The organism is Arcobacter cryaerophilus gv. crypticus (assembly GCF_002993025.1).
Taxonomy (GTDB): domain Bacteria; phylum Campylobacterota; class Campylobacteria; order Campylobacterales; family Arcobacteraceae; genus Aliarcobacter; species Aliarcobacter cryaerophilus_B.
Window position 1 is genome coordinate 294,645 of sequence record NZ_NXGI01000002.1, and the last position, 22,922, is coordinate 317,566.

The 22,922-nt window shown below is 27.1% G+C and carries 28 protein-coding genes and 3 tRNA genes; 8 read left to right on the top strand and 23 right to left on the bottom strand.

Annotated features, from left to right (window positions below):
- Nucleotide 1 precedes the first annotated feature (1 nt).
- The 7 genes from hisC to gap all read right to left on the bottom strand — a co-directional run bounded on the left by hisC (nucleotide 2) and on the right by gap (nucleotide 7,273).
- On the bottom strand, nucleotides 2-1,105 hold the full coding sequence (gene hisC / locus CJ670_RS01925) for a histidinol-phosphate transaminase (RefSeq protein WP_105912248.1): 1,104 nt from the start codon (nucleotides 1,103-1,105) through the stop codon (nucleotides 2-4).
- 13 nt (nucleotides 1,106-1,118) lie between these two features.
- Entirely contained in the window at nucleotides 1,119-2,201 is a 1,083-nt protein-coding gene (pheA, locus tag CJ670_RS01930) for a chorismate mutase (protein WP_105938658.1), read from the bottom strand.
- Nucleotides 2,202-2,210: 9 nt separating this feature from the next.
- Nucleotides 2,211-3,419 (bottom strand): diaminopimelate decarboxylase, encoded by a 1,209-nt coding sequence (lysA, locus tag CJ670_RS01935; protein ID WP_105912246.1) that lies wholly within the window; start codon nucleotides 3,417-3,419, stop codon nucleotides 2,211-2,213.
- A gap of 103 nt (nucleotides 3,420-3,522) precedes the next feature.
- Nucleotides 3,523-4,353 carry an enoyl-ACP reductase FabI gene (gene fabI / locus CJ670_RS01940; protein WP_105938759.1) on the bottom strand — a complete coding sequence of 277 codons (831 nt, stop codon included), beginning with the start codon at nucleotides 4,351-4,353 and terminating at the stop codon, nucleotides 3,523-3,525.
- Nucleotides 4,350-5,063 carry a triose-phosphate isomerase gene (locus CJ670_RS01945; RefSeq protein ID WP_105938659.1) on the bottom strand — a complete coding sequence of 238 codons (714 nt, stop codon included), beginning with the start codon at nucleotides 5,061-5,063 and terminating at the stop codon, nucleotides 4,350-4,352. The genes fabI and CJ670_RS01945 overlap by 4 nt, the downstream gene beginning before the upstream one ends.
- On the bottom strand, nucleotides 5,064-6,266 hold the full coding sequence (locus CJ670_RS01950) for a phosphoglycerate kinase (RefSeq protein ID WP_105938660.1): 1,203 nt from the start codon (nucleotides 6,264-6,266) through the stop codon (nucleotides 5,064-5,066).
- An 8-nt stretch (nucleotides 6,267-6,274) separates the two neighbouring features.
- Nucleotides 6,275-7,273, bottom strand: a complete 999-nt coding sequence (gap, locus tag CJ670_RS01955; protein ID WP_105938661.1) for a type I glyceraldehyde-3-phosphate dehydrogenase — start codon at nucleotides 7,271-7,273, stop codon at nucleotides 6,275-6,277.
- 90 nt (nucleotides 7,274-7,363) lie between these two features.
- On the opposite strand from gap, the gene nadD reads away from it, so the two are divergent.
- Together nadD and rsfS are read left to right on the top strand one after the other, a co-directional pair.
- Nucleotides 7,364-7,906: a nicotinate (nicotinamide) nucleotide adenylyltransferase gene (gene nadD, locus CJ670_RS01960; RefSeq protein WP_105938662.1), complete on the top strand. Its 543-nt coding sequence runs from the start codon at nucleotides 7,364-7,366 to the stop codon at nucleotides 7,904-7,906.
- Nucleotides 7,903-8,229 carry a ribosome silencing factor gene (gene rsfS, locus CJ670_RS01965; protein WP_066157980.1) on the top strand — a complete coding sequence of 109 codons (327 nt, stop codon included), beginning with the start codon at nucleotides 7,903-7,905 and terminating at the stop codon, nucleotides 8,227-8,229. Before nadD ends, rsfS begins: the two co-directional genes overlap by 4 nt.
- 19 nt (nucleotides 8,230-8,248) lie before the next feature.
- Here rsfS and argS read toward each other — a convergent pair whose 3' ends face one another.
- The 10 genes from argS to CJ670_RS02015 all read right to left on the bottom strand — a co-directional run bounded on the left by argS (nucleotide 8,249) and on the right by CJ670_RS02015 (nucleotide 15,791).
- The gene (gene argS, locus CJ670_RS01970) at nucleotides 8,249-9,838 is read right to left on the bottom strand and encodes an arginine--tRNA ligase (protein WP_105938663.1); all 1,590 of its coding nucleotides are present in this window, start codon (nucleotides 9,836-9,838) and stop codon (nucleotides 8,249-8,251) included.
- A gap of 35 nt (nucleotides 9,839-9,873) precedes the next feature.
- Nucleotides 9,874-10,098, bottom strand: a complete 225-nt coding sequence (tatA, locus tag CJ670_RS01975; RefSeq protein ID WP_105912240.1) for a twin-arginine translocase TatA/TatE family subunit — start codon at nucleotides 10,096-10,098, stop codon at nucleotides 9,874-9,876.
- Nucleotides 10,099-10,115: 17 nt separating this feature from the next.
- Nucleotides 10,116-10,346, bottom strand: a complete 231-nt coding sequence (locus CJ670_RS01980; protein WP_105938664.1) for a Sec-independent protein translocase subunit TatA — start codon at nucleotides 10,344-10,346, stop codon at nucleotides 10,116-10,118.
- Nucleotides 10,347-10,411: 65 nt separating this feature from the next.
- Nucleotides 10,412-10,798: a fluoride efflux transporter CrcB gene (crcB, locus tag CJ670_RS01985; protein WP_105938760.1), complete on the bottom strand. Its 387-nt coding sequence runs from the start codon at nucleotides 10,796-10,798 to the stop codon at nucleotides 10,412-10,414.
- Nucleotides 10,788-11,474 (bottom strand): lysophospholipid acyltransferase family protein, encoded by a 687-nt coding sequence (locus CJ670_RS01990; RefSeq protein WP_105938665.1) that lies wholly within the window; start codon nucleotides 11,472-11,474, stop codon nucleotides 10,788-10,790. The genes crcB and CJ670_RS01990 overlap by 11 nt, the downstream gene beginning before the upstream one ends.
- The gene (locus tag CJ670_RS01995; RefSeq protein WP_105938666.1) at nucleotides 11,461-12,531 is read right to left on the bottom strand and encodes a hypothetical protein; all 1,071 of its coding nucleotides are present in this window, start codon (nucleotides 12,529-12,531) and stop codon (nucleotides 11,461-11,463) included. Before CJ670_RS01995 ends, CJ670_RS01990 begins: the two co-directional genes overlap by 14 nt.
- A gap of 34 nt (nucleotides 12,532-12,565) precedes the next feature.
- Nucleotides 12,566-13,237, bottom strand: coding sequence for a phosphoribosylformylglycinamidine synthase subunit PurQ (gene purQ / locus CJ670_RS02000; RefSeq protein WP_105938667.1), 672 nt, complete (start codon nucleotides 13,235-13,237; stop codon nucleotides 12,566-12,568).
- A 2-nt stretch (nucleotides 13,238-13,239) separates the two neighbouring features.
- Nucleotides 13,240-13,485: a phosphoribosylformylglycinamidine synthase subunit PurS gene (gene purS / locus CJ670_RS02005; RefSeq protein WP_105908335.1), complete on the bottom strand. Its 246-nt coding sequence runs from the start codon at nucleotides 13,483-13,485 to the stop codon at nucleotides 13,240-13,242.
- A gap of 40 nt (nucleotides 13,486-13,525) precedes the next feature.
- Nucleotides 13,526-14,479: a phosphoribosylaminoimidazolesuccinocarboxamide synthase gene (locus CJ670_RS02010; RefSeq protein WP_105938668.1), complete on the bottom strand. Its 954-nt coding sequence runs from the start codon at nucleotides 14,477-14,479 to the stop codon at nucleotides 13,526-13,528.
- Nucleotides 14,480-14,492: 13 nt separating this feature from the next.
- The gene (locus CJ670_RS02015; protein WP_105938669.1) at nucleotides 14,493-15,791 is read right to left on the bottom strand and encodes a S41 family peptidase; all 1,299 of its coding nucleotides are present in this window, start codon (nucleotides 15,789-15,791) and stop codon (nucleotides 14,493-14,495) included.
- Between the two features lie 113 nt (nucleotides 15,792-15,904).
- On the opposite strand from CJ670_RS02015, the gene CJ670_RS02020 reads away from it, so the two are divergent.
- Together CJ670_RS02020 and CJ670_RS02025 are read left to right on the top strand one after the other, a co-directional pair.
- Nucleotides 15,905-16,483 (top strand): hypothetical protein, encoded by a 579-nt coding sequence (locus tag CJ670_RS02020; RefSeq protein WP_105938670.1) that lies wholly within the window; start codon nucleotides 15,905-15,907, stop codon nucleotides 16,481-16,483.
- A gap of 12 nt (nucleotides 16,484-16,495) precedes the next feature.
- Nucleotides 16,496-17,479, top strand: coding sequence for a hypothetical protein (locus CJ670_RS02025; protein WP_105938671.1), 984 nt, complete (start codon nucleotides 16,496-16,498; stop codon nucleotides 17,477-17,479).
- Between the two features lie 60 nt (nucleotides 17,480-17,539).
- Here the strand turns inward: CJ670_RS02025 and CJ670_RS02030 are convergent, their stop codons facing one another.
- Together CJ670_RS02030 and dksA are read right to left on the bottom strand one after the other, a co-directional pair.
- A complete protein-coding gene (locus tag CJ670_RS02030) occupies nucleotides 17,540-18,538 on the bottom strand; it encodes a tRNA pseudouridine(13) synthase TruD (RefSeq protein WP_105938672.1) in 999 nt (332 codons plus the stop codon).
- Complete coding sequence (dksA, locus tag CJ670_RS02035) at nucleotides 18,535-18,906, bottom strand: RNA polymerase-binding protein DksA (protein WP_105938673.1); 372 nt, start codon at nucleotides 18,904-18,906, stop codon at nucleotides 18,535-18,537. The genes CJ670_RS02030 and dksA overlap by 4 nt, the downstream gene beginning before the upstream one ends.
- Before the next feature lie 118 nt (nucleotides 18,907-19,024).
- Here dksA and CJ670_RS02040 point away from each other — a divergent pair, with 118 nt between their 5' ends.
- Genes CJ670_RS02040 through CJ670_RS02055 form a run of 4 tightly spaced genes read left to right on the top strand, consistent with a single transcriptional unit; the run spans nucleotide 19,025 to nucleotide 22,022 of the window.
- Nucleotides 19,025-19,249, top strand: coding sequence for a hypothetical protein (locus CJ670_RS02040; RefSeq protein WP_105912229.1), 225 nt, complete (start codon nucleotides 19,025-19,027; stop codon nucleotides 19,247-19,249).
- Nucleotides 19,239-20,396, top strand: coding sequence for an ABC transporter permease (locus CJ670_RS02045; protein ID WP_105938674.1), 1,158 nt, complete (start codon nucleotides 19,239-19,241; stop codon nucleotides 20,394-20,396). Before CJ670_RS02040 ends, CJ670_RS02045 begins: the two co-directional genes overlap by 11 nt.
- Nucleotides 20,393-21,064 carry an ABC transporter ATP-binding protein gene (locus tag CJ670_RS02050; RefSeq protein ID WP_105912227.1) on the top strand — a complete coding sequence of 224 codons (672 nt, stop codon included), beginning with the start codon at nucleotides 20,393-20,395 and terminating at the stop codon, nucleotides 21,062-21,064. Before CJ670_RS02045 ends, CJ670_RS02050 begins: the two co-directional genes overlap by 4 nt.
- Nucleotides 21,057-22,022 carry a hypothetical protein gene (locus tag CJ670_RS02055; protein ID WP_105938675.1) on the top strand — a complete coding sequence of 322 codons (966 nt, stop codon included), beginning with the start codon at nucleotides 21,057-21,059 and terminating at the stop codon, nucleotides 22,020-22,022. Before CJ670_RS02050 ends, CJ670_RS02055 begins: the two co-directional genes overlap by 8 nt.
- A 34-nt stretch (nucleotides 22,023-22,056) precedes the next feature.
- On the opposite strand, the gene CJ670_RS02060 is transcribed toward CJ670_RS02055, so the two are convergent.
- The 4 genes from CJ670_RS02060 to CJ670_RS02075 form a co-directional block, all read right to left on the bottom strand.
- Nucleotides 22,057-22,341: a hypothetical protein gene (locus CJ670_RS02060; RefSeq protein WP_105938676.1), complete on the bottom strand. Its 285-nt coding sequence runs from the start codon at nucleotides 22,339-22,341 to the stop codon at nucleotides 22,057-22,059.
- 161 nt (nucleotides 22,342-22,502) lie between these two features.
- Nucleotides 22,503-22,578 (bottom strand) — tRNA-Cys (locus CJ670_RS02065).
- A gap of 46 nt (nucleotides 22,579-22,624) precedes the next feature.
- Nucleotides 22,625-22,713: transfer RNA gene (locus CJ670_RS02070), tRNA-Ser, on the bottom strand.
- Nucleotides 22,714-22,722: 9 nt separating this feature from the next.
- A tRNA-Leu gene (locus CJ670_RS02075) sits at nucleotides 22,723-22,809 on the bottom strand.
- Between the last annotated feature and the right edge of the window lie 113 nt (nucleotides 22,810-22,922).

Sequence of the window (22,922 nt, forward strand, 5' to 3'; positions counted from 1 at the left end):
TCTATTTTAACTCTTCTAAAACTTCATCCAAAAGCTTAAATAGTTTTGTATTTTGTTCATTTGTTCCAATAGTTATTCTAATTGCATTTAATCCATAACCAGTTAAATCTCGAACAATCATACCTTTTTCTAAAAGTTTTTGAGCTACATTTTTTGATATAAAATTTTTCAATAAAATTGTAATAAAATTTGTATATGAAGGAATATATTCAAAACCGTTATCTTGACAATATTCTTCATATCTTTTCATTTCAATAAAGTTTTTTTCTATACAATCTTGCACAAACTTCTCATCTTTCAAAGCTTCAATAGCAGCTGCTAAACTTAAAGTTGTTATATTAAAAGGAGCTCTTATTTTATAAAAAGTCGAAATAATATCTTCATGTGCAAAACCATAACCAACTCTCATTCCTCCAAGAGCGTAAGCTTTTGAAAAAGTTCCTAAATATATTGCATTTGGAAAAGTTTCTATTAACTCTTTTGGACAAATTCTTTTTTTCTCATCTTTAAAGCTTGCATACTCTTGATAAGCCCCATCAACTACAACTAATGTATTTTTATTAATAGTTTCTAAAAATTCATAAATATCTTTTTTATCCAAACACTCTCCAAGAGGATTGTTTGGAATACATAAGAAAATAATATCAGCTCCATGTTTTTTATAAAGATTACTAAACTCTTTTAAGTTGTGTTGAGATGATTCTGTTTTAATAATTTCAGCTCCAACTTGTTTTGCATAAATTTCATACATAGCAAAAGTTGTTTTTGCCATCAAAACTTTTGATTTTTTTTTGCATTTTGCATGAATTGCAAACTCTAAAACTTGATCACTTCCAGAACCTATAATTACATTTTTGCTATTAAGATTGAACTTATTTGCTAAAGCTTCTTTTAATTCAAACATAGAGTCATCAGGGTATAAGTGCATATTTTTTACTAAATTTTTTATTTTAGTTACAACTTTTGGATTAGTACCATATGGGTTTTCATTTGAAGCTAATTTTACAACCTCTTTTGGGTCTATTCCATACTCTCTTACAACTAATTCTATTGGTTTTCCAGCTTCATAAGTTGATAAATTTTTTAATACTTTATTGAATTTCATTTTTATTTTCCTTTTAAATATCTTTTATCTCTTTTACATAAGAGCCTAAAATTTTAATACTAGATTTATGTTTTTCAAAAACTTTTTTAACATTTTCATCATCTTTGTGTCCATCAAAATCTATAAAAAATATAGAGTCTCCTTCAACAATATGTGATTTTATTTTTGTTAAATTTATTCCCTCATTATTGAAATCATTTAAAAATCTTACCAATCCACCTTGTTCATCAGGAAGATTTACTAAAATCGAAGTTTTATCATTTCCACTTGGACTATTTTCAAAATCACTTAATATGAAAAATCTTGTTTTATTGTTGTCTTTATCTTCTATATTTTCAAATAATATTGGAAGATTATACAATTTTGCAGCAACATGAGAACATATTGCTGCACTATTTTCTTCAATTGCTGCTAGTTTTGCGGCTTTTGTAGTTGATTCTACAGGAATAAGCTCAACTTCATCAAGTCCAAAATTTGTCAAAAACTTTCTACACTGATCAAACGCTATATCTTTTGAATATATTTTTTTTATATCGCTTATTTTATCGCAAGTTGTAGCAAGTGTGTGATGAATATTTAATACAACTTCAGCAACTATTTTTGAGTTAAAATTTGTAAATCCATTTATTGTGTCATTTACAATTCCATTTGAAGAGTTTTCTATTGGAACAACTCCAAATTTTATTTTTTTAGACTGTAACTCTTTGAAAATACCTTTAATAGAACTAATTGAAACATAAGAACTCATAGCTCCGAATCTACTTTCAGCTGCTTGATGGGTGAAGCTTCCTTGAGGACCTAAATATCCAATATTTTCAGGTAATTCTATATTTCTTGATATTGCAAATATTTCTAAAAAAAGAGCTTCTATAGCACTTCTATTTAAAAGACCATTTTTTTCTTGATTGATTTTTTCAAGTCTATCAATAATAGATTTTTCTCTATCTGGTCTATAAATAGCTCCGCCACTTTTTGCTTTTAAAGCTCCAACTTTATGAACTAATTGCATTCTTTCATCTAAAAGCTCAAGAAGTTTATTATCAATACTATCAAGCTTATTTCTTAGTTCAAGTAAGCCATCTTCACAACTTGCCATACAAAATCCTTATTTTATAAACTCTTCTTCTAAAGCAATTAAATCTTCAAAAGTTTCTCTTTTTCTAATTAGTCTATCAATTCCATTTTCAACAGCAATTTCTGCTACTCTTCCTCTTGTATTGTAGTTACTTGCCATTGTAAAACCATAAGCTCCAGCACTATAAATTGCAACTAAATCATTATGCGCTGTTTTTGGCAGTTCTATATTTTTTGCAAAAAAATCACCACTTTCACAAACAGGACCTACAAGATTACAATCACTAAACTCTTTATTGTCATTTAAAACTTCAATTTTATGATAAGCATTGTATAAAGCAGGTCTTATTAAATCATTCATAGCTCCATCAACTATAACAAATCTTTTGTTTCCATTTACTTTTTCATATAAAACTTTTGTTACAAAAACTCCAGAATTTCCAACTATAAATCTTCCTGGTTCGCAAATAACTGTCAAATCAAGTCCAAACAGAACATCTAAAATTGATTGTGTATATTCATAAGTATCAATTAATACTTCATCTTTATACACAATTCCTAATCCTCCACCCACATCCATAAAAGATAGGTCTATTTTAATAGCTTTTAAATTTCTAATTAAATCAGCAACTATTTTGATTGCATCTTTAATTGGTTGAAGTTGAGTAAGTTGAGATCCAATATGACAATGCATTCCAGTTGGTTCTAAAGATTCACTATTTTTACACTGAATATACATTCTTTTTGCTGTATCAATATCTACACCAAATTTATTTTCATGAAGTCCTGTTGAGATATATGGATGAGTTTTTGGATCAATATTTGGATTTACTCTTATAGAGATTCTTGCAACTTTATTTAACTCTTTTGCAATAGTTTCAACTCTATTTAGCTCTTCAGCACTCTCTACATTTATCATTAAAATATCAAGTGTTAAAGCTTCTTTAATTTCATCATCACTTTTTCCAACACCTGAAAATATTATTTTGTATGGAGGAATTCCTACTTTTAAAGCACGTTTTACCTCTCCAATACTAACACAATCAGCTCCTGCTCCTAGATTTGCTAAATGTTTTATTACACTTAAATTTGAATTTGCTTTAACTGCATATGCAATCAAAGATTTTCTTGCTCTAAAAGACTCTTTTAATTGTGTGTATTGAGCTGTAATATGATCAAAATCATAAACATAATATGGTGTTTGATATTTGTTTGCCAATGCTTTAAAATCTATATTCATATAATAATCCTATTGTTAAAATTTTAAATCTAAACTCTTAAAAGTTTAAATTTAAAATTTTGATATAAAAAAAGATAAGAAAAAATTCTTATCTTTTAAAAATTTACTTATCAGTTCCATTCCAAGCAATTTTTGGTTTTCCACTATCTTCATCAAATGCAACTGCTGGCATACCCATTATATTGAATCCACTATCAACATAGTGAATTTCACCAGTTACTGCACTACTTAAATCACTTAATAAGTACATTCCAGAGTTTCCAACTTCATCAATTGTTACATTTTTCTTTAAAGGTGAGTGAGCTTCATTCCATTTTAGCATAAATCTAAAATCACCAATTCCAGCTGCTGCTAAAGTTTTAATTGGTCCTGCACTAATAGCATTTACTCTAGTTCCATCACGACCTAAATCTTCAGCTAAATATTTTGTAGTCATTTCTAAAGCAGCTTTTGCTACACCCATTAGATTATAGTTTGGAATATATTTTGCTCCACCATAGTAAGTTAGAGTTAAAATTGAAGAGTTAGAAGATAAAAGTGGTTTTAATTCACGAGTAACTTCTATTAGTGAAAATACAGATACATCCATTGCTATATCAAATGCTTCTTTTGTTATATTGTGAAATCTTCCACTAAGTCCTTCTTTTGGAGCAAAAGCAATTGAGTGAACAATAAAATCAATCTCACCTAAATCTTTTTTTAAAGACTCTCTTAAAGCAACTATCTCTTCAGGTTTAGATACATCACAAGGGTAAACTAGATTAGAGCTTCCAAATTCAGCAGCTATTGGTTCAACTCTTTTTTTAAGTGCATCATTTAAATATGTAAATGCAATTTGTGCACCTTGTGCATGACAAGCTTTTGCAATTCCATAAGCAATTGATTTATCATTTGCTACACCTAAAATAACACCTTTTTTACCCTTCATTATCATCTTATATCCTTTGTATTTTCTAAAATTTTTATAAAATCTTCTATTTTCCATGAAGCCGTTCCAATTAAAGCTCCATCAACATTTTCTATTTCGCAAAGCTCTTTTACATTTTCAACTTTTACGCTTCCACCATAAAGTAAAGGTTTGTCGATTTTTGATTTTATTGCATTATGCACTTGCTTTATATCTTCATTTGTAGCAGTAACACCTGTACCAATTGCCCAAACAGGTTCATAAGCAAGAATCAAATTTTCATAATTTGTATCAATTCCAATAAATTGTTCAAAAATATACTCTAAAGTTTTTTCTAAACCATCTTTTTTTACTTCTAAAGGTTCACCAATACAATAAATAATTTTAAATCCTAAATTCTTATAAAACTCATATTTTTTTGAAACCTCTTCTTGAGTTTCACCTAAAATATGTCTTCTTTCACTATGACCTATTAAAATAGTTTTTATATCAAACTCTTCAAGTTGCTCTAAACCAATCTCGCCAGTAAAAGATCCATTTTGAGTAGGATATGCATTTTGAGCACCAATAAAAAGTTTATAATTTAATTCAAATGAGTCCAAAGATGTTGAAGTAGGGAAGATGTAAACTTCATCTTGAACTTCATTTGATTTTAAATATTCATTTAATTTTTTAACAAATAAACTTGTGCTCTTTCTCGTATGATTTGTCTTAAAATTACTTGCAATTATTGCCATTTATTTATCATCCTCAATAACTAATGCTTTAACTCCAGGTAATATTTTCCCTTCGATTAACTCTAAAGAAGCTCCACCACCAGTGCTTATAAATGTCATATCATCTTCATCACCAGTAATTCTTACTAAATCAGCTGTATCTCCTCCACCAACAACAGTTGTTGCATATGAACTAGCTACTGCATGAGATATTTTTGTACTTCCTTTTGCAAATTTTTCCATCTCGTAAACACCCATTGGTCCATTCCACAAAATTGTATTTGCATCACTTAAAACTTCACTAAATAAAAGGGCAGTTGCAGGTCCTATATCAAGTCCCATCCAAGATTTTGGCATCTCTTGAACTGGAACAATTTTAGCAATTGCTTCAGCGTCAAAAGCTTCAGCTGCAACAATATCAACTGGTAAGTAAAGTTTTACACCTTTTTGTTTTGCTAAATCCATAATTTTTAAAGCTTCAGGAATTAAATCCTCTTCAACAAGTGATTTTCCAATTTCATGACCTTGTGCTTTTAAGAATGTAAATGCCATTCCTCCACCAATTACAATTTTGTCAACTTTTGGAACAAGGTTATAAAGAGCTTCAAGTTTTCCAGATACTTTTGAACCACCAACTATTGAAACAAATGGTCTTTTAGGATTTTCAACAATATGGTGGAAAAATTTAATCTCTTTTGCTAGTAAAAATCCAGCAGCTTTATGCTTCATATCAAAATATTTTGCAATTCCTTCAACTGAAGAGTGAGCTCTGTGAGAAACTCCAAATGCATCATTTATATAAACATCTGCCATGGAAGCTAATTTTTTACTAAGTTCTTCATCATTTTTTGTCTCACCATCTTCAAATCTCATATTTTCTAAAAGCATTATTTCACCAGTTTTTAACTCATTAGCCATTTTTAAAGTTTCAGTACAAACTACATTTGGTGCTAGTTTTATCTCTTGTTTTAATAAAATATGTAATCTTTTTGCTATTGGAGAAAGTGAATATTTTTCTTCAAAACCACCTTTTGGTCTTCCAAAGTGACTAGCTAATATAACAGAGCAATCGTTGTCGATACAATATCTAATTGTGTTTAGAGCACTTCTAATTCTTCTATCATCAGTTATATTGTTGTATTCATCAACAGGAACATTAAAATCACATCTTATAAATACTTTTTTACCAGTAATATCTATGTTTTTTATCTCTTGAAGTTTCATATTATTCCTTATTTTTTTGATACATAAATAGCTAAATCTACAAGTCTAGCCGAATATCCCCACTCATTGTCATACCAGCTCATAACTTTTATCATATTTCCACCAATAACTTGTGTTAAATCTGAAGCAATAATTGTTGAGTTTGTATTTCCTATAAGATCGCTTGAAACTAGCATATCATTATCAACTGCTACTATTCCAGAAAGTTCTTTTGATTTTTGAGTAAATAAAGCATTGATTTCTTCTTTTGTAGTATCTTTTTTAATTAAGAAATTTACATCTACCATTGAAACATTTGGAGTTGGGACTCTTACACTTTGACCATGAAGTTTTCCATCAAGTTGAGGCATTATTAATTTCATAGCTTTAGCAGCACCTGTGCTTGTAGGAATCATATTAGCAGCACCAGCTCGGGCTCTTCTTTTATCAGATTTATGTTTTACATCTAGGATGTTTTGGTCATTTGTGTATGAGTGAATAGTTGTCATTAAACCTTTTTCTATTCCAAAAGCATCATCAATTATTTTTGCTATTGGTCCAAGACAGTTTGTAGTACAAGATGCATTTGAAACTATATTTTCACCATCATAAGTTGACTCATTTACACCTATAACATAAGTTTTTGTATCATCTTTTGCAGGAGCACTCATAACAACTTTTTTAGCACCATTGTTTATATGAACTTGGCATGACTCTTTTGTTAAATATGCACCTGTACACTCTAAAACAATTTCAGCTCCACAATCTTTTGCAAAAGTTAGCTCTTTTGCATCTCTTGTTGAATAAAGTTTTGCATTAATTTTCCCCATTTTTAGGTAACCATTTTCAACTTTAACATCACCTTCAAAAGTTCCATGAACAGTATCGTACTTTGTAATATATTCAAGCATTGAAGCTTCTGCTGTATCATTTATAGCAACTAGCTCTATGTCACTTCTTGTAGCAATAATTCTAGCTACACATCTTCCTATTCTCCCAAATCCGTTTATTGCAACTTTAATAGCCATCTAATCCCTTTATTAAAATTCTAAATGGCAAATATTTTATCTAAAAATTGCTATAATATAATTTAATCATAAAACAAAGGTAAGTTTTTTTTGAAAATTGCGATTTTTGGTGGTAGTTTTGACCCAATTCATATTGCTCATAAAAAGATTGTGGAAACAGCTTTAAAAGAACTAGATATTGATAAATTAATCATAGTTCCCACATATCTTAACCCTTTTAAAAAAGATTTTTTGTTTGAACCTAAAGATAGATTTAAGCTATTGCAAAAAGTTTTTAAAGATGAAAAAAGAGTTGAGATTTGTGATTTTGAGATAAATCAAAAAAAACTAAGCTACACTTATGAGACGATTAGATATATTAAAAGTTTGTTAAATCCTAGTAAAATCTACTTTATAATAGGACAAGATAACCTGAAATCTCTTCATAAATGGCATAACATAGATGAATTAAAAGAGAATTTGGAGTTTGTAGTTGCTTCAAGAGATGGTTATGATTTGGTCTCAAAGGAGTTTAAAACTATCGATATAGGTATAGATATTAGCTCTACAAAGCTAAAAGAAGATCTAGATTTAAACTTTGTGCCAAAAGAGATTTGGCAAGATTTAATAAATTTAAAAAAAGGAAAAATTTGAATAGTAGAATAAATAAAATTAGAGATATTTTAGATGATAAAAAAGCCTCTGATATTGAGATTTTTGATTTAACATCAAAAGATTATTTAGTGGATTATGTTGTTATTGCTACAACTTTAAATCCAAAACATGGATTTGCGCTTTTAGATCATTTAAAAACTGAGTTAAAACCAAGTGGTGAAGAGTTTTTAAGAGTTGATGAAGATGATAACTGGACTGTTATTGACTTAGGAGATGTTTTTATTCATTTAATGAGCGAAAAATATAGAGAAAAATATAATCTTGAAGATTTTTTAGATAGTTTTCAAAGACCAAAAGAGTAACAAATAAAAACAGAAGAGATTACATAATCTCTTTTGCTTCAATTCCAAGAAGTTTAAGTCCTGTTTTTATACTTAATTTTGCCATACTTAAAACTTTTAAGTAAGTCTTTTCTTCATTGCTTCCAATAATTTTGTGCTCATTATAAAACTTATGAACACTAGAAGCTAGATTGTATAAATATTCAGTAATTTTTTGCATATCTCTTTTTGAAAAAGCATCTTCTAAAACAGATTTTAAAAGAAGTGATTCATAAACTAAATTTAAAGCTTCACTATTTAAAGCTTCAAAACTCTCATCTTTTATATCTTCAAAACTTAAATTTGATTTTACAAAAACTTGATTTATTCTAGCGTGTGCATAATTTATATAAAAAATTGGATTGCTTGAGTCTTGATTTTTTAGCATATCAATATCAAACTCCAAGTGAGTATCGCTTTTTTTAGTTAAGAATATAAATCTTAAAGCATCACTTCCAATTTCAGTTGTTATATCAGACATTAATATAACATTACCAGCTCGTTTACTCATTTTATAAGGTTGTCCACCTTTAAGAAGTTGAACCATTTGAGATAAAATAACTTCAAGTTTTGAAGAGTCATTTCCTAAAAATTCAATAGCAGCTTTTACTCTTGTGATGTATCCGTGGTGATCAGCACCCCAAATATTTATATATTTATCAAAGTTTCTATCAAATTTATTTTTATGGTAGATTATATCTCCAGCTAGATATGTAGGAATTCCATTTTCTCTTACAACAACTCTATCGCTATCATCACCATATTTTGTTGAGTTTAAATAAACTTTTTCATCTTTTGTATAAAGCGAACCATTTTTTTCTAAAACATCTTTTGTATTTTCCCATGAGCTATAAAGAGATTTTTCAGATACGAAATTTTCGAAACTTACTCCTAAGTCACTCAAATCTTTGATGATAATTTGCATTACAATATCTTTTGCAAAAATCGCCATCTCTTCAAATCTGCTTTCATCATAGATAATATCTTTTCCATATTTTTCTATTATTTTCTCTGCAATTTCGATTAAATATTCGCCTCTATAATAACTCTCTGGATATTTAACCTTCTCTTTAAATATAAAATCTCTAGCAGCTAAACTAACGCTAATTCCAAGAAGTTGCATTTGAGCACCAGCATCATTTATGTAGTACTCTGTTGTTATAGGATATCCTAAATACGTTCCAACTTTATATAAAGTATCTCCAAAAACAGCACCTCTTGCATGACCAATATGAAGAGGTCCAGTTGGGTTTGCACTAACATACTCTAGAAGTATTTTTTCAGTTTTTACTTCACCTTTTGCAAAATCATCTTTTTTCAATAATGCTTCATTTGTAAGTTTTTCAATAAAACTTTTTGATAAAGTAAAGTTTATAAAACCTTTTACAGCTTCTATTTTCTCAAATAATTCACTATTTTCAAGTTTTGAAACTAATTCATCTGCTAAAATCATAGGAGATTTTTTTAGCTCTTTCGCCAAAGAAAAAGCAACAGGTGTTGCAAAATGACCAAGAGAACTATCTTTTGGTTTTTCTAAAACAATACTTTTTTCTAATTTTTTCTCTATAAATTCTTTAACTATATTTTGCAAGTTCTTCTCTTATTATTTATTATAAAATTCATATTTTATGAATTTTTTATCTCTTCTTTTTGTGTTGGAATTTCTGTTTTTTTATCTGTTTCAGTTGGTTTATTAGCTACTTCTTCATTATCATCTTCTTTAATAGCTTTTTTGAAGTTTCTAATACCAGTTCCTAAACCCTTTGCAAGTTCTGGGATTTTTTTCCCACCAAATAAAATCAATACAATTATAACTATAATTACTAGTTCCATTCCGCTTGGCATACTCATAAAAATCCTTTATAAAATTAAGCTTGTTTTGTTTCTGTTGAAGAAGTTGATTTTGTATCTGCTTTCTTCTCATTTTCTTCTACTTTTGAAGCAGTTGCTACTTCTTCATCGTCTTCTTTTACAGCTTTTTTGAAGTTTTTAATACCACTTCCTAAACCTTTTGCAAGTTCTGGGATTTTTTTCCCACCAAATAAAATTAACACGATTAAAACAATTACTAATAATTGCATACCACTTGGCATATGCATAGCTATTCCTTTTTTTGATATAAAAAATATTATAACCAAAAAAGCTTAAAGATTTTTAACTATAATCACTTTATTAAAAAGATAGCTAGTTTAAATCCAATTAATACAAAAAATATTGACCCAATAAGATTTGATAAAATATTTAATATAGCATAATTTAATGAGCTATTAAAGAGTAAATAACTATCTAATGCAAAAGTAGAAAATGTTGTAAGACCACCTAAAAATCCAGCTATTAAAAATGCTTTGATTATAGTTGAAACATCATGTGTAGAAAAATAAGCATATAAAATACCTATTATAAAAGAGCCAAAAATATTAACTAAAAGTATTCCAAAAGGAAAATTTCCCAACTCCATTTTATGAACATAATCTACAGCATAAAATCTTAAGATAGAACCAAATGCTCCACCAAATCCAACAGCAATAGCTATTTGAAAATTAAGAGACATAGTTTTTGTACTCTTTTTCAAAAACTTCTTTCATATTTTTTTCACAATCTTCATACCAAGATGTATTTTTACTTGCAAGAACAGGCTCTAAATATACAACTTTAACAACTCCAGGAGATGCTTCAATTTTTTGAGAGTTCACGATATTTCTAGTGTTAAACATAACAACTGGTTGAATTTTTAAGTTAAATTTATTTCCAATCATTTTTGCGCCAGCTTTAAACTCACCAATGTAAGTTCCATCACTTCTTGTACCTTCTGGAAACATTGCAATTGGGCGACCTTTTGATAATCTATCTTTTACTTCACTTAAAAGATGAATAAGCCCAGCTTTATTCTCTCTATCAATACTTATCATTTTTGGTGCTTTTATTATGTGTCCAAAAAAGAATAGGTCTGTTATCTCTTTTTTTGCAACCCAAGCTATATTTCTATTATGTAGATGTTCCATTACAATAATATCAAGCATTGATTGATGATTTATTAAGATTAAATCACAGCTTTCATCTAAATTTCCTTCAATTTCAAGCTTGATTCCAAGAAAAAACATCTGGATTTTCATCCATATTTTTATAACTTTATGTGTATGATTTCTAAATAAATACATAAAAAATACAACAATTGCAACACTTATGGAAAATTGGATAAAAACTATTAAGCCTCTAATTTTTTTCAAAACTTTCCTCCTTTACCCAACCAACAAAATCACTATCAACGCCTAAAACTTTTACAAAGTTTTCTCTTTTTTCTAAAGCTTCAACTTTTTCATCTTTTTGTGTTCTAAAGAAGACTGTTGAGTTTTTTGTTGGTAAAATATATATATAAGAGTCTGTTTTAATTACACCTTTTTGATTTGGTAAGTTATATAAAACAGCAACAATTAAAGATAAAAAAGTGAAAAATAGAACAATCTTCCATCTTTTCCAAATATAAATTAAAAGAAAAATTACAAAAACAACAATAGCTGCTATTTTTTTATATTTTTCAAAAGTAGAGTCATTTGGATTCAAATCAGTTTGAGTACTTACTAACTCATTTTGCAAAACAAGTGGTACTTTTACCTCTTTGAAACTATTAGTTGCAGTATTAAAATATGTAAAAATTAGATTTTTTTGAAAAATTGGAGTCACAAAATAGTAAACTAAATTTTCAATATTTTCCCACTCTTTTATATTTGAAACTCCTTGTTCTTCTATATTTTTCAAAGAAAAATCACTTAAATTTGAGTTTATTGCATCTAAGTCAATTATTGTAAGGGCATTATCATTGTTGTATTGCTTTGTTTTATATGCTTTTAATATAATATTTTCAGCTACGATATTTGAGTATCTATCATCTGCTTTTCCAATATTTGAGATTTTTAGTTGTAGCGGTGCTAGTGTACTTTGATCTATTAATTCATTTGAATTAAAAAGACTAATCTCAAAAAGTGGTAGTGAAAAATTTGTATTTTTTACTTTGAAGTAGTAACTATTTTCATATTTATCATTTGATATTTTTTTCCAAGAAGAGTTTGGATTTAAAACCTCAATATTTGAAGAGTTTAAAAATTTTGTACTTATATTTGTAAAATGTGAAGTAGTAATCATAGCTTCAATTTTTATTTCAAATTTTTGATTTTTGTATATATTTGTTGGTGTTTTTGTATATGATAAATATAAGTTTTTTGCTGCAAATAAATTTATAGAGCAAAAAGTTGCAAAGATTAAAAAGAGTATCGATACTTTTTTCATAAGTTGTTAGCTAGATTAAAATAGAAGAACTCTTCTATTTTAATAAACCTTTTAGCATATTTACACCATCAGTTGAACCTAAAATATCTTCAATAGCACGTTCAGGATGAGGCATTAGACCAAATACATTTCTCTCTTTATTACAAATTCCAGCAATATTCGAAATACTACCATTCATACTTATTTCTTCACCATCTTTTGTGCAATATTTTAGAAGTATTTGATTGTTTTTTTCAAGCTCTTTTAATCCAACTTCATCAATAAAATAGTTACCATCATGATGAGCAACTGGAAGATTTACAACATCTGCAATATTCAAAAGTCTTAAAAAATCATTGTTATTGTCAATAACTTTAAGAGTGTGATATTTTGAAATAAAGTGTAAAGTATCATTTCTTTTCATTGCACCTGGAAGAAGCCCAGCTTCAAGTAAAATTTGAAAACCATTACAAATTCCTAAAACTTTTCCACCATTTGAAGCAAATTTTTTAACATCTTCCATAATGTTTGCAAATCTAGCAATTGCACCACTTCTTAGGTAATCTCCATACGAAAATCCACCTGGAACAATAACTAATTCAATATTTTCTGGAAGTTTTGACTCTTTATGCCAAACAACAAAAACTTCACAACCTAACTTTTCAAAAGCATATTTTGCATCAAATTCACAGTTTGTTCCTGGAAATTGTAGAACTGCTACTTTCATAATTAACCAACTATATCTATACTATAATCTTCAATTACAGTATTAGCAAGAAGTTTTTCACACATTTTTACAACTTCTTCTTTTGCTTTTTCTTTGTCATTTGAGTTTAATTCTATAATAATTTGTTTTCCTACTCTTACATCTGATATTAAATCTTTAAATCCCAAAGTTCCTAAAGCATGATTGATTGCCTTACCTTGATCATCTAAAACACCTTTTTTTAATCCTACATTTACTATTGCTTTCATCATTTTTCCTCTAAATTTTTTGCAAATTATATCTAAAGATTTATTTGCTTAGTCTTTCTAAAATTGTTTTATATCCACTTAATATTTTATCTTCTATCTCTTTTGGAACAACAACTGCTAATTTCTCTCCAGATTTCAAAGATTTTGATTGTTCTTTCCAGTTCTCTTTTTTACCGAAATCTCTTAAAATTTGTTTATCCATTGAGATGAAGTTACTGTTTTTAAAATCTTCTAAAGCTATAAATCTTGAACTTTCAGGAGTTAAAACTTCGTCTCCTAAAACCCAATTACCATTTTCATCTACAAAAATTTCGAACTTTGTATCAACTACAACTATTCCTCTATCTTGTGCAAAAGTTGTAAAATCTTTAAAAAGTTTTTCCAAATTAGAGATAATTTCAGGGAAAGTTTCTCTTACTTTCTTAGAGTTTAGAGGCTCGTCTTTTAAGCCTTTTGTTGTTGGAGTAAAAAGTGGAGTTTCAAATTTATGCCACTCTTTTAGATTTGAAGGCAAATCTAATCCATATGGATCTTTTCCATCTTGTAAAGCTTGAAATAAAGAACCTGTTAAGTAGTTTCTAAAAATTAATTCAAATTGTACAACTTCTCCATCGATATTTGCTTCAAGAGCTTTGCATAGCTTCATAAGTTGACATCTAGGAGAAACAGATATGTTGCTAGATATTTTTTCATCTAAAATTGCAGTTTTTATACCGCTATTTGCTGCAAATTTTGCTCCAAAATTTGATATCTCTGTTTGTATAATTCCTTTTCCTTTTATTTCAAAATTTAAAGGAATATCAAAAACAGATGTTCTATCACTTCTTACAAGTAAAACTTTTGCTTCATCTCCTGGACAACTATATAAATCAGCATTTTTTCCTATATAAAAAAGGTTGTAGCCAATATTTTCTAACTCATCAAAACCTTTTTTTGTAGTTGTTTTTTTATTTTCTGGCCAAAGATTTAAAGATTTAATTTTTTCTATATTCATAAAATTTCCTAAATTATTTATTCATTATAATTAAGCTTTTTAAAACTGCTAAAGATGTATTTAATTGGTTGTCATTTTGTAAATCATCTTTTGAAATGATTTTTTTACTCTCATCTTTTACAGCTTTTTCTTCAGCTTTTAATTTATCATCAACCTTGTTTAGCTCACCCTCAAGATGTTTTTTAAGGTCAGCTTCTTTTATTTTCAAACCATTATCTTCACTTTGAACAACTTTTCCAGCACTTGCAATAATATCAGGAGTTACACCCTCTGCTTGAATTGTTCTTCCACTTGGTAAATAGTATTTTGCGATAGTTAATTTTATATTTTCAGTTTTTTCATTGTCAATTGAAAGAACAGCTTGAACTGAACCCTTTCCAAAAGTTTTTTCACCTATTAAAATAGCTCTTTTGTGATCTTGTAAAGAACCACTTACAATTTCAGATGCCGAAGCAGAACCTTCATTTACAAGAACAACTAAAGGTAAATCTGTTTTTGTTCCAAATTTGCTTGCTTCAAATTTTTCTTCATCTGAAGCATCTCTTCCTTTTTGTGAAACAATAACTCCATTTTTTACAAATAGATCAACAACACCAATTGCTTGATTTAAAAGACCACCAGGATTATTTCTTAAGTCAAGAACTATTCCTTTTACATCTTTATTTTCTTTTATAGCTTTTTCTAAATCATTTGTAACTTTTGTATCAAAGCTTGAAATTCTAAGATATAAAAGATTTTCTCCCTCTATTTTTTTTGCAAAAACAGATTGAACTTTTATAATATCTCTTTTCATTGCAATTTCTAGAGGTTTATTATCACCTTTTCTTACAATTGTTAGTTTAATATCTGATTTAGGCTCACCTCTCATCATATTTACAGCTTCATCTAAAGTTATTCCAATAGTTGAAGTATCATTTATTTTTAAGATTATATCACCTGATTTTACACCTGCTTTAAATGCAGGAGTATCATCTATTGGTGATATAACAGTTAAGGCACCATCTCTCATACCAACAGTAATTCCTAGCCCACCAAACTCTCCAGAAGTTGCAATACTCATCTCTTTACTTGCTTTTTTATCCAAATAACTCGAATGAGCATCTAGTTCTTGCATTAAACCCTTTAATGCTTTGTCAACAATTTGTTGAAGTTTAATATCATCAACATAATACTTTTCAACAGTCCCAATCACTTTTGTGAGTTTTGATAAAGATTCAAATCTTGTTTGTTCGTTTTCAACAGGTGTTTCTTTTGCAAATATATTTTGAGACAATACAAATGCAATAGATGTTGCTATTAATAATTTATTCATTTCGTGATAACCTTTAAAATTTATAGACTAAAATTATACAAAAAAGTTTATAAAAGTAATATTTTATGAAAAATTTTGTAATATATCAACTACTTTTTAAAAAGGCTAGGCATATGAGTATAAAAGATGATGTGAACTACATCAAAAATGAGTTAAGTAGTGAAGAGAAATTCCTTGAAAGTTTTGTAAAAACTGAGAGATTTTTTAAGAAATATAAAAAATTAATATTTGGATTAATTATTTTAGTAATAGTTGGTTCAATAGTATTTTTAGTTAAAAACAAATTAGATGAAAAAAATCTTTATGAAGCAAATATTGCTCTAAGTAGTTTTCTTGAGAATGGAAATCAAAACTCTTTAAATGAACTTAAAGAGAAAAATAAAGATTTATATGAAATAGCTTTGTATTTAGATGCTAAAAATGAGTTTAAAAATGCAAATATTAATCTCAAATATTTAAAAGATTTACTTGATTTTCAAGTTGCACTTTTAAATTCAAACCAAGCAGAGCTTGATTTAGTTTCAAAAAAAGCAGATTTTTTACTTAAAGATTATGCTATTTTTAATCAAGCTTTAATACTAGTTAACAGTAAAAAATATGATGAAGCAAGAGAAATTTTAAGTAAAATATCTCAAGATTCAAGAGCTTTTGAACTAGCAACACTTTTAAAACACTATTTAGTTACAAAATAAGGAATAAAAAAAATGAAATCTATACTATTGTCAATCGTTGCAATTGCACTTTTTACAGCTTGTTCTGGTAAAAAATATTATGAACCAGAAGAAACAAGTAGCAATATTGAGTTAAATAAGAAGTCTATGTCATCTTCAATAAAATCTATGAATAGAGTTGGTGCAACTTTAAAAGATAATGAAGTTATTACTAAACAAGGAATTTCTAGCTTTAAACTGCCAGAAGGATTTGAGTTTTTAAACTTTACTGATGATGGAAAAGTAATAGCAACAAATTATGTTGATAAAATTTTAATTGGTGAAAAAGAGAGAACTGTTAAAGATATAGTTGTTGCTGCTTCAAGAAAAGATGAAAAACTAGCACTTATCTATTCTAACAATAGTATGGAGCTAATAGATATAAATACAGATAAAACTCTTTTTAAAGAGTACTTACCACTATCATTAGCAAATGATACGAGAATTTCAAATCCTTTATTCATGGGAAATTTAATTTTATTTCCAAGCTTAAATGGTAAAGTTCTTATTTTATCATCTGCTACAAATGAAGTTGTAAGAAATATATCTGTTGAGACAGATAGTGAATTCAAAAATATTATAAGTCTTGAAATTGAGAAAAAAAGTGAGAGTTTGATTGTTGCAAATCCAAATAAAATTGTATCTATATCTGCTAGAGATGTTATTAGTAAGGATTATGATATTAGAGATATGATTGTAAAAGATGGATATATTTATATTGCAACTGTTGATGGTAATATTATAAAACTTACTCCAAACCTAGAAGAAGTTGCAAAAAGAAAATATAAATATGCAAAATTCCATGCTTTGGCATATGGAAGTAGTTTATATGCTGTTGAGTCTCAAGGTTTTCTTATAAATATAAGTGACGATTTTAAAACTGATACTATATATGAGTTTAGTTTTGATAATGAGAAAAGATTAATAGCAATAGATAATAAAATCTATTTTAATTCAGATTATATAACTCTTCCATAAAAGAATAGTGGATTTATCCACTATTTTTAAACTTAGAAAATTATCCTTAAACCTATTGTTTTAGCCAAAGTTTCTATTTGCTAAAAGCTCAATCAAAACTGTTGCGTATGAACCTTTTGGTAAAATGAAATCTAAACTACAAGATTTATTTGCTTTATCATATTTGCAAGATAAAATCTCTGGAAATACAATCGCTTCTCTTCTGTAACCTTTTTCACTTATTTCACTATCGTCATATTTTTGTTCAATTTTCAAAGCATCATCTTTAGCTTTAAAAACATCTCTTCCTGGAAGCAAACCAGTTGGAGTTATTAGTTTTTCTTTGAAGTCCACTATGATTTTTTCATTTATAGAGTTTGGAGTAAAAAGTTTTTCATTTTTTATATCATAAAAAATATCTCCATCTAGGAGTTTAAATCCACTATTATCAAGTTTTAGTCTTTCAACCAACCAAGCATTAAAAAATGTGCTTTGATAAGCACTAAGAAGCATCTTTGCTACTTTTCTATCTTTAATTATTGCATCACCAAATAGTAAATCTTGTGCTTTTTCTAAATTCTCTTTTACATCTCTTCCAAATCTTTGATAACCAAAATAGTTTGGGAAACCATTTTTAGATACAAATTTAAGAAGTTTTTCAATACAAAAAAGCTCTTCAAGTTCAAGCTCATGAAGATTTATTTTAAATCTATTTCCTTTTAAATCACCAATATTTAGTTTTTTATTATGTAAAAAACTATCAAGTATCTCTATTTTTTTTGATTTAAAATTTTTAATCTCTTTTTGATATTTTTTTGGAATAGATATGTATTGAATTGTAGTTGCTCTTTTATCTTTTAGCCCAGCATATCCAATGTCACTCGAATAAACACCTAAGAATTTTGATAATCTATCGATTAACTCCCAAGTATCACAGTTTTGCTTTTTTATTTTTAAAATTAAGAAGTTCCCATACGATGAGAATTTTATTGGCTGTTCTTCGACTATAAAATCGACATCGTTTTGGACAAATTTAAAATTTAGAACTTTATCATTTGCTGGATAAATTCTTTTTATCAATATGCTACTCTTTTTTGCTGTTCTTGCTCATATACTGTTCTGCACTCTGTACAAAACTTTGCAAAAGGTTTTGCTTTTAATCTTCCTATTGGAATATTTATTCCGCACATATCGCAAATCCCATAAGTAGATTCCTTTATCTTTTTTAATGCATCTTCAATTTGATTTAACTCATCTAGTTGATGATTTGCAATCATTCCCTCTTTAAATGAGTCACTAACAAAATCAGCATAATCTAAATCATCATTTAAATCTTGATCTTTTAATTGGTCAATACTATCCCTACTACTTCTGACATTATTTAAAATTATCTCTTTTCTCTCAAGCAATATTGCTTTTAATTCATCAATTTGACTTTTGTTTGCCATTATTTTCTCCTGTGTAAAGTCGCAATTATATCTATTATTAACAGATATTTAACTTAAAATTGGTAGAATATTCTATCAGTACGAGGAGCAGGGCATTACAACACTAAGCAAAGTCTATTTGATAACTATATTTTTTATAGCATTTATTTTCTTTTTTTTATTTTTGTATTCAAATACTTTTTATAAAAATAATAGAAATTATGATATTTTAGCTATTACAAAATTATCAAATCTTTCATATTCAAATAATGATTATAGATTTAAAGATTATGAAAAGAGTTTTGATAATATCATTTATTTGAACCCAAAAATAAGTAATTTTGGATTTGTTTATGAAGAGTAGTGTTTTTATAAATCTTATTTTTTTGTTACTTCATAAACAAAAAACAAAATATATATCTATTTTTATATTATCAACTTTAACAATATTTTTACTATCAACAGTAATTTTTATAAAATCTTCTTTGCAAAATGAGATTTTAAAAACAGTAGAAAATCATAATGATTTTATAATACAAAAAGAGTTTGGTGGAAGAGTTTTTGATATAAATAATCAAGTAGAAGAGAAAATAAGAACAATTTATGGAGTTAAAAACATCACAAAAAGAGTTTATGGAAGATATAAATTTTTGAGTGAAGATGTTTATTTTATTATTGTTGGAGTAGATTTTTCAAATATAAATAAAGAGTTAAAAAATTTAGGACTTCAAAATATATCAAAAGATGAGATGATTATAGGTTTTGAAGTAGCTAATTTACTAAAAAAATATAAATATACAAACAATTACGATTTTTTTCTTCCAAGTAAGGAAGTAAAAAGAGTAAAAATAGCAAAAATATTAGAAAAAGAATCAAATATTATATCAAGTGATATTATTATTTTGGATATAAACCTTGCTAGAGATATCTTAGGCATAAACAAAGATTTTTCTACTAATATTGCCTTTGATGTTCCAAATGAACTTGAAAGAGCAAATATAAAACAAAAACTTCAAAGATTGGATTTAGATTTAAATATTATTCAAAAAGAAGATATTTTAAAGAAATATGAGACAATTTTTAACTATAAAGGTGGAGTTTTTTTAATACTTTATTTGATAGTTTTATTTGCATTTATAATGATTTTATATCAAAGATATTCTCAAGTAAGTATAAATGAGAGAAAACAAATAGCTATTTTTAAGGCAATTGGATACAGTGTTCGAGATATTATAAAAATAAAAATGAGTGAAAATTTTATTGTAGCTTTTGTATCTTACCTTTTTGGAGTTTTATTAGCATATTTTTTTGTATTTGTTTTGAACGCTCCAATATTAAAAAATATATTCATTGATTTCTCAAATATAAAAAATGATTTTATACTCTATCCATATATTGAATTTTCTACTTATATAACACTTTTTTTGTTTTTTATGGTTTTATTTTTAAGTTCAGTTTTAATTCCAGTTTGGAGAATTTCAGCAATAAATCCATACGAAAGTTTAAAATGATAGTAGCAAAAAATATAAGTAAGATATATTTTGAAGGAAGTAAAAAAGAGTTTTATGCTTTAAAAAATATAAATTTTGAGATAAAAAAAGGCTCATTTGTCGTATTTAAAGGAGTAAGTGGTAGTGGAAAATCAACACTTCTATCTATACTTTCTACTATTTCAAAACCTAGTTTGGGTGAAATTCTTTTTGAAAATGAATCAGTATCAAAATATCCAGATATTCATGCTAGTAATTTTAGAGCAAAAAATATTGGTTATATATTTCAATCTTTTAATCTTTTTGAAGATTTAACTGTTTTTGCAAATGTTAGTTTTCCTCTTATTCCTTTGGGATTTTCACAAAAAGATATTGATAAAAAAGTTGAAGAAACATTAATATTATCAAATATTTTACATAAAAAAGATGAGATAGTTTCAAATCTTTCAGGTGGAGAAAAACAAAGGTGTGCAATCGCAAGAGCATTGGTAAATAAGGCAGACACTATCTTATGCGATGAACCAACATCTTCTCTTGATTTTGAAAACTCTTTAAATTTTATAAAGAGTTTACAAGAGTTAAAAAAATCTGGAAAAACTATAGTTGTAGCGACTCATGACCCAATTTTTTTTGAGTTAGATTTTGTAGATAAATTTTTTGAGTTAAAAAATGGAGTTATAGTTGAGTAGTATTTTTTTATCAAATGAGTTATTAATTTTTCTATTTTTACAAACCACTATTTATACTCTTTTACTAATATCTTTTATATATTCAATAACTATTTTAAGGAATTGGGATTTTAAAAAAAGTACAATTTTACAGTATAAACTTGAAAAAAGATCATATTTAGTGATTTTAATCATTAGTTTTTCTCTTTTTATAAAAATTTTACTATTCTTTTATTTTATATTTTCTATTGATAATTTATCTCATTTCGTTGTAGGTGCTATGTGTGCAGCTGGTATTTTCTCTTTAGAATATGGTGAAATTTCTCTTTTTTTAAAGCTTATAAATCTATTTTTTATTGGTGTTTGGTTTGTTTTAAACTCTTTGGATTTAAAGCGAAAAGATTATAAATATACAAAAATAAAATTACTACTTTTTGTTTTTATATTTATTTGTCTTACTTTTGAATATGTTTTGGATTTAATATTTTTAAGTAATATTCCACTAAATGAAGCAGTTGAGTGTTGCTCAATTATATTTGAAACAAGTAGTATTTCTAGTAAAATACCTTTTGGATTAGCTAATTCAAACTTAATACTTATATTTTATATACTTTTTATTTTGATTGTTATTTTAAATATTCAAAAAAAATCTATATTACTTCTTTTATTTAATATCTTGTTTGTTTATATATCTTATTTTTCTGTAACTTACTTTTTTTCAACTTATATTTATGAACTTCCAACACACCAATGTCCATTTTGTATGCTTCAATCTGAATATTATTTTATAGGATATTTTATTTGGTCATCACTTTTTTTAGGACTTTTTTTCTCTATTTGTTCGGCAGTGTTTTATAGAATTAAGAGTTCAGATATTTATAAGTTTTATAAACTATCTTTACTTTTTACAACTATTTTTGTTTTTTTGGTAAGTTTTTTTGTTTTAAAATATTATGTAGTAAATGGAGTTTTTTTATAAATCCGTGATAATACACGGATTTATATATTTATGATTATTTTTTGTCAGCTTCAGGTGCTGTTTCTTTTGTCTCTTCTTTTGGAGTTTCAGCTTCTTCTTTTTTATCTTCTTCTGTAACTTTTTCTTCTTTTTCTTCAGCATTAACTACTGTTTCTTTTGTCTCTTCTTTTGGAGCAGCTACTTCTTCTTTTTTCTCTTGAACAGGTGCTACAACTTCAGTTTTAGGAGCTTCAACTTTTGTTTCAGCTGGTTTTTTATCTTCTGTACATCCTACAAATAGTAAAGATGCTGCTGCTAATGATAATAATACTTTTTTCATTTTAAACCTTTTTATGTATATTTTTTGTTTATAAAAACAAATTGCGGAATCATATCAAAACATTTGTGAAATAATTGTGTAATAAATTAATCTTTTATAATTTTAAACAAATTATAAAATTTACTAACAATATATAAAGTATGATATATGGAAATTGGAATTGGAGGAGCTAGTCGGACTCGAACCAACGCATGTCGGATTTGCAATCCGAGGCATTACCAGCTTTGCTATAGCTCCAAAAAAAATTATAATATTTTTGTGTATTTACTTTTATAAAAAAGAGTGGCAGAGGACAAGGGATTCGAACCCTCGGAGGCTTTCACCTCGCCGGTTTTCAAAACCGGTACAATCGACCAACTCTGTCAATCCTCTACAACTTAATGGTGCGAATGGTGAGAATCGAACTCACACTCCGAAACCGGAACGGGATTTTAAGTCCCGCGCGTCTACCTATTCCGCCACACTCGCACAAAATTTAAGAACCTTTTTAAGCTTTCACTTAAAATGGACTGGAATTATAATAGCTTTTTTTTTATTTGTCAAGGGTTTTTTGAAAATATTTTAAAATTTAATTTTTATAA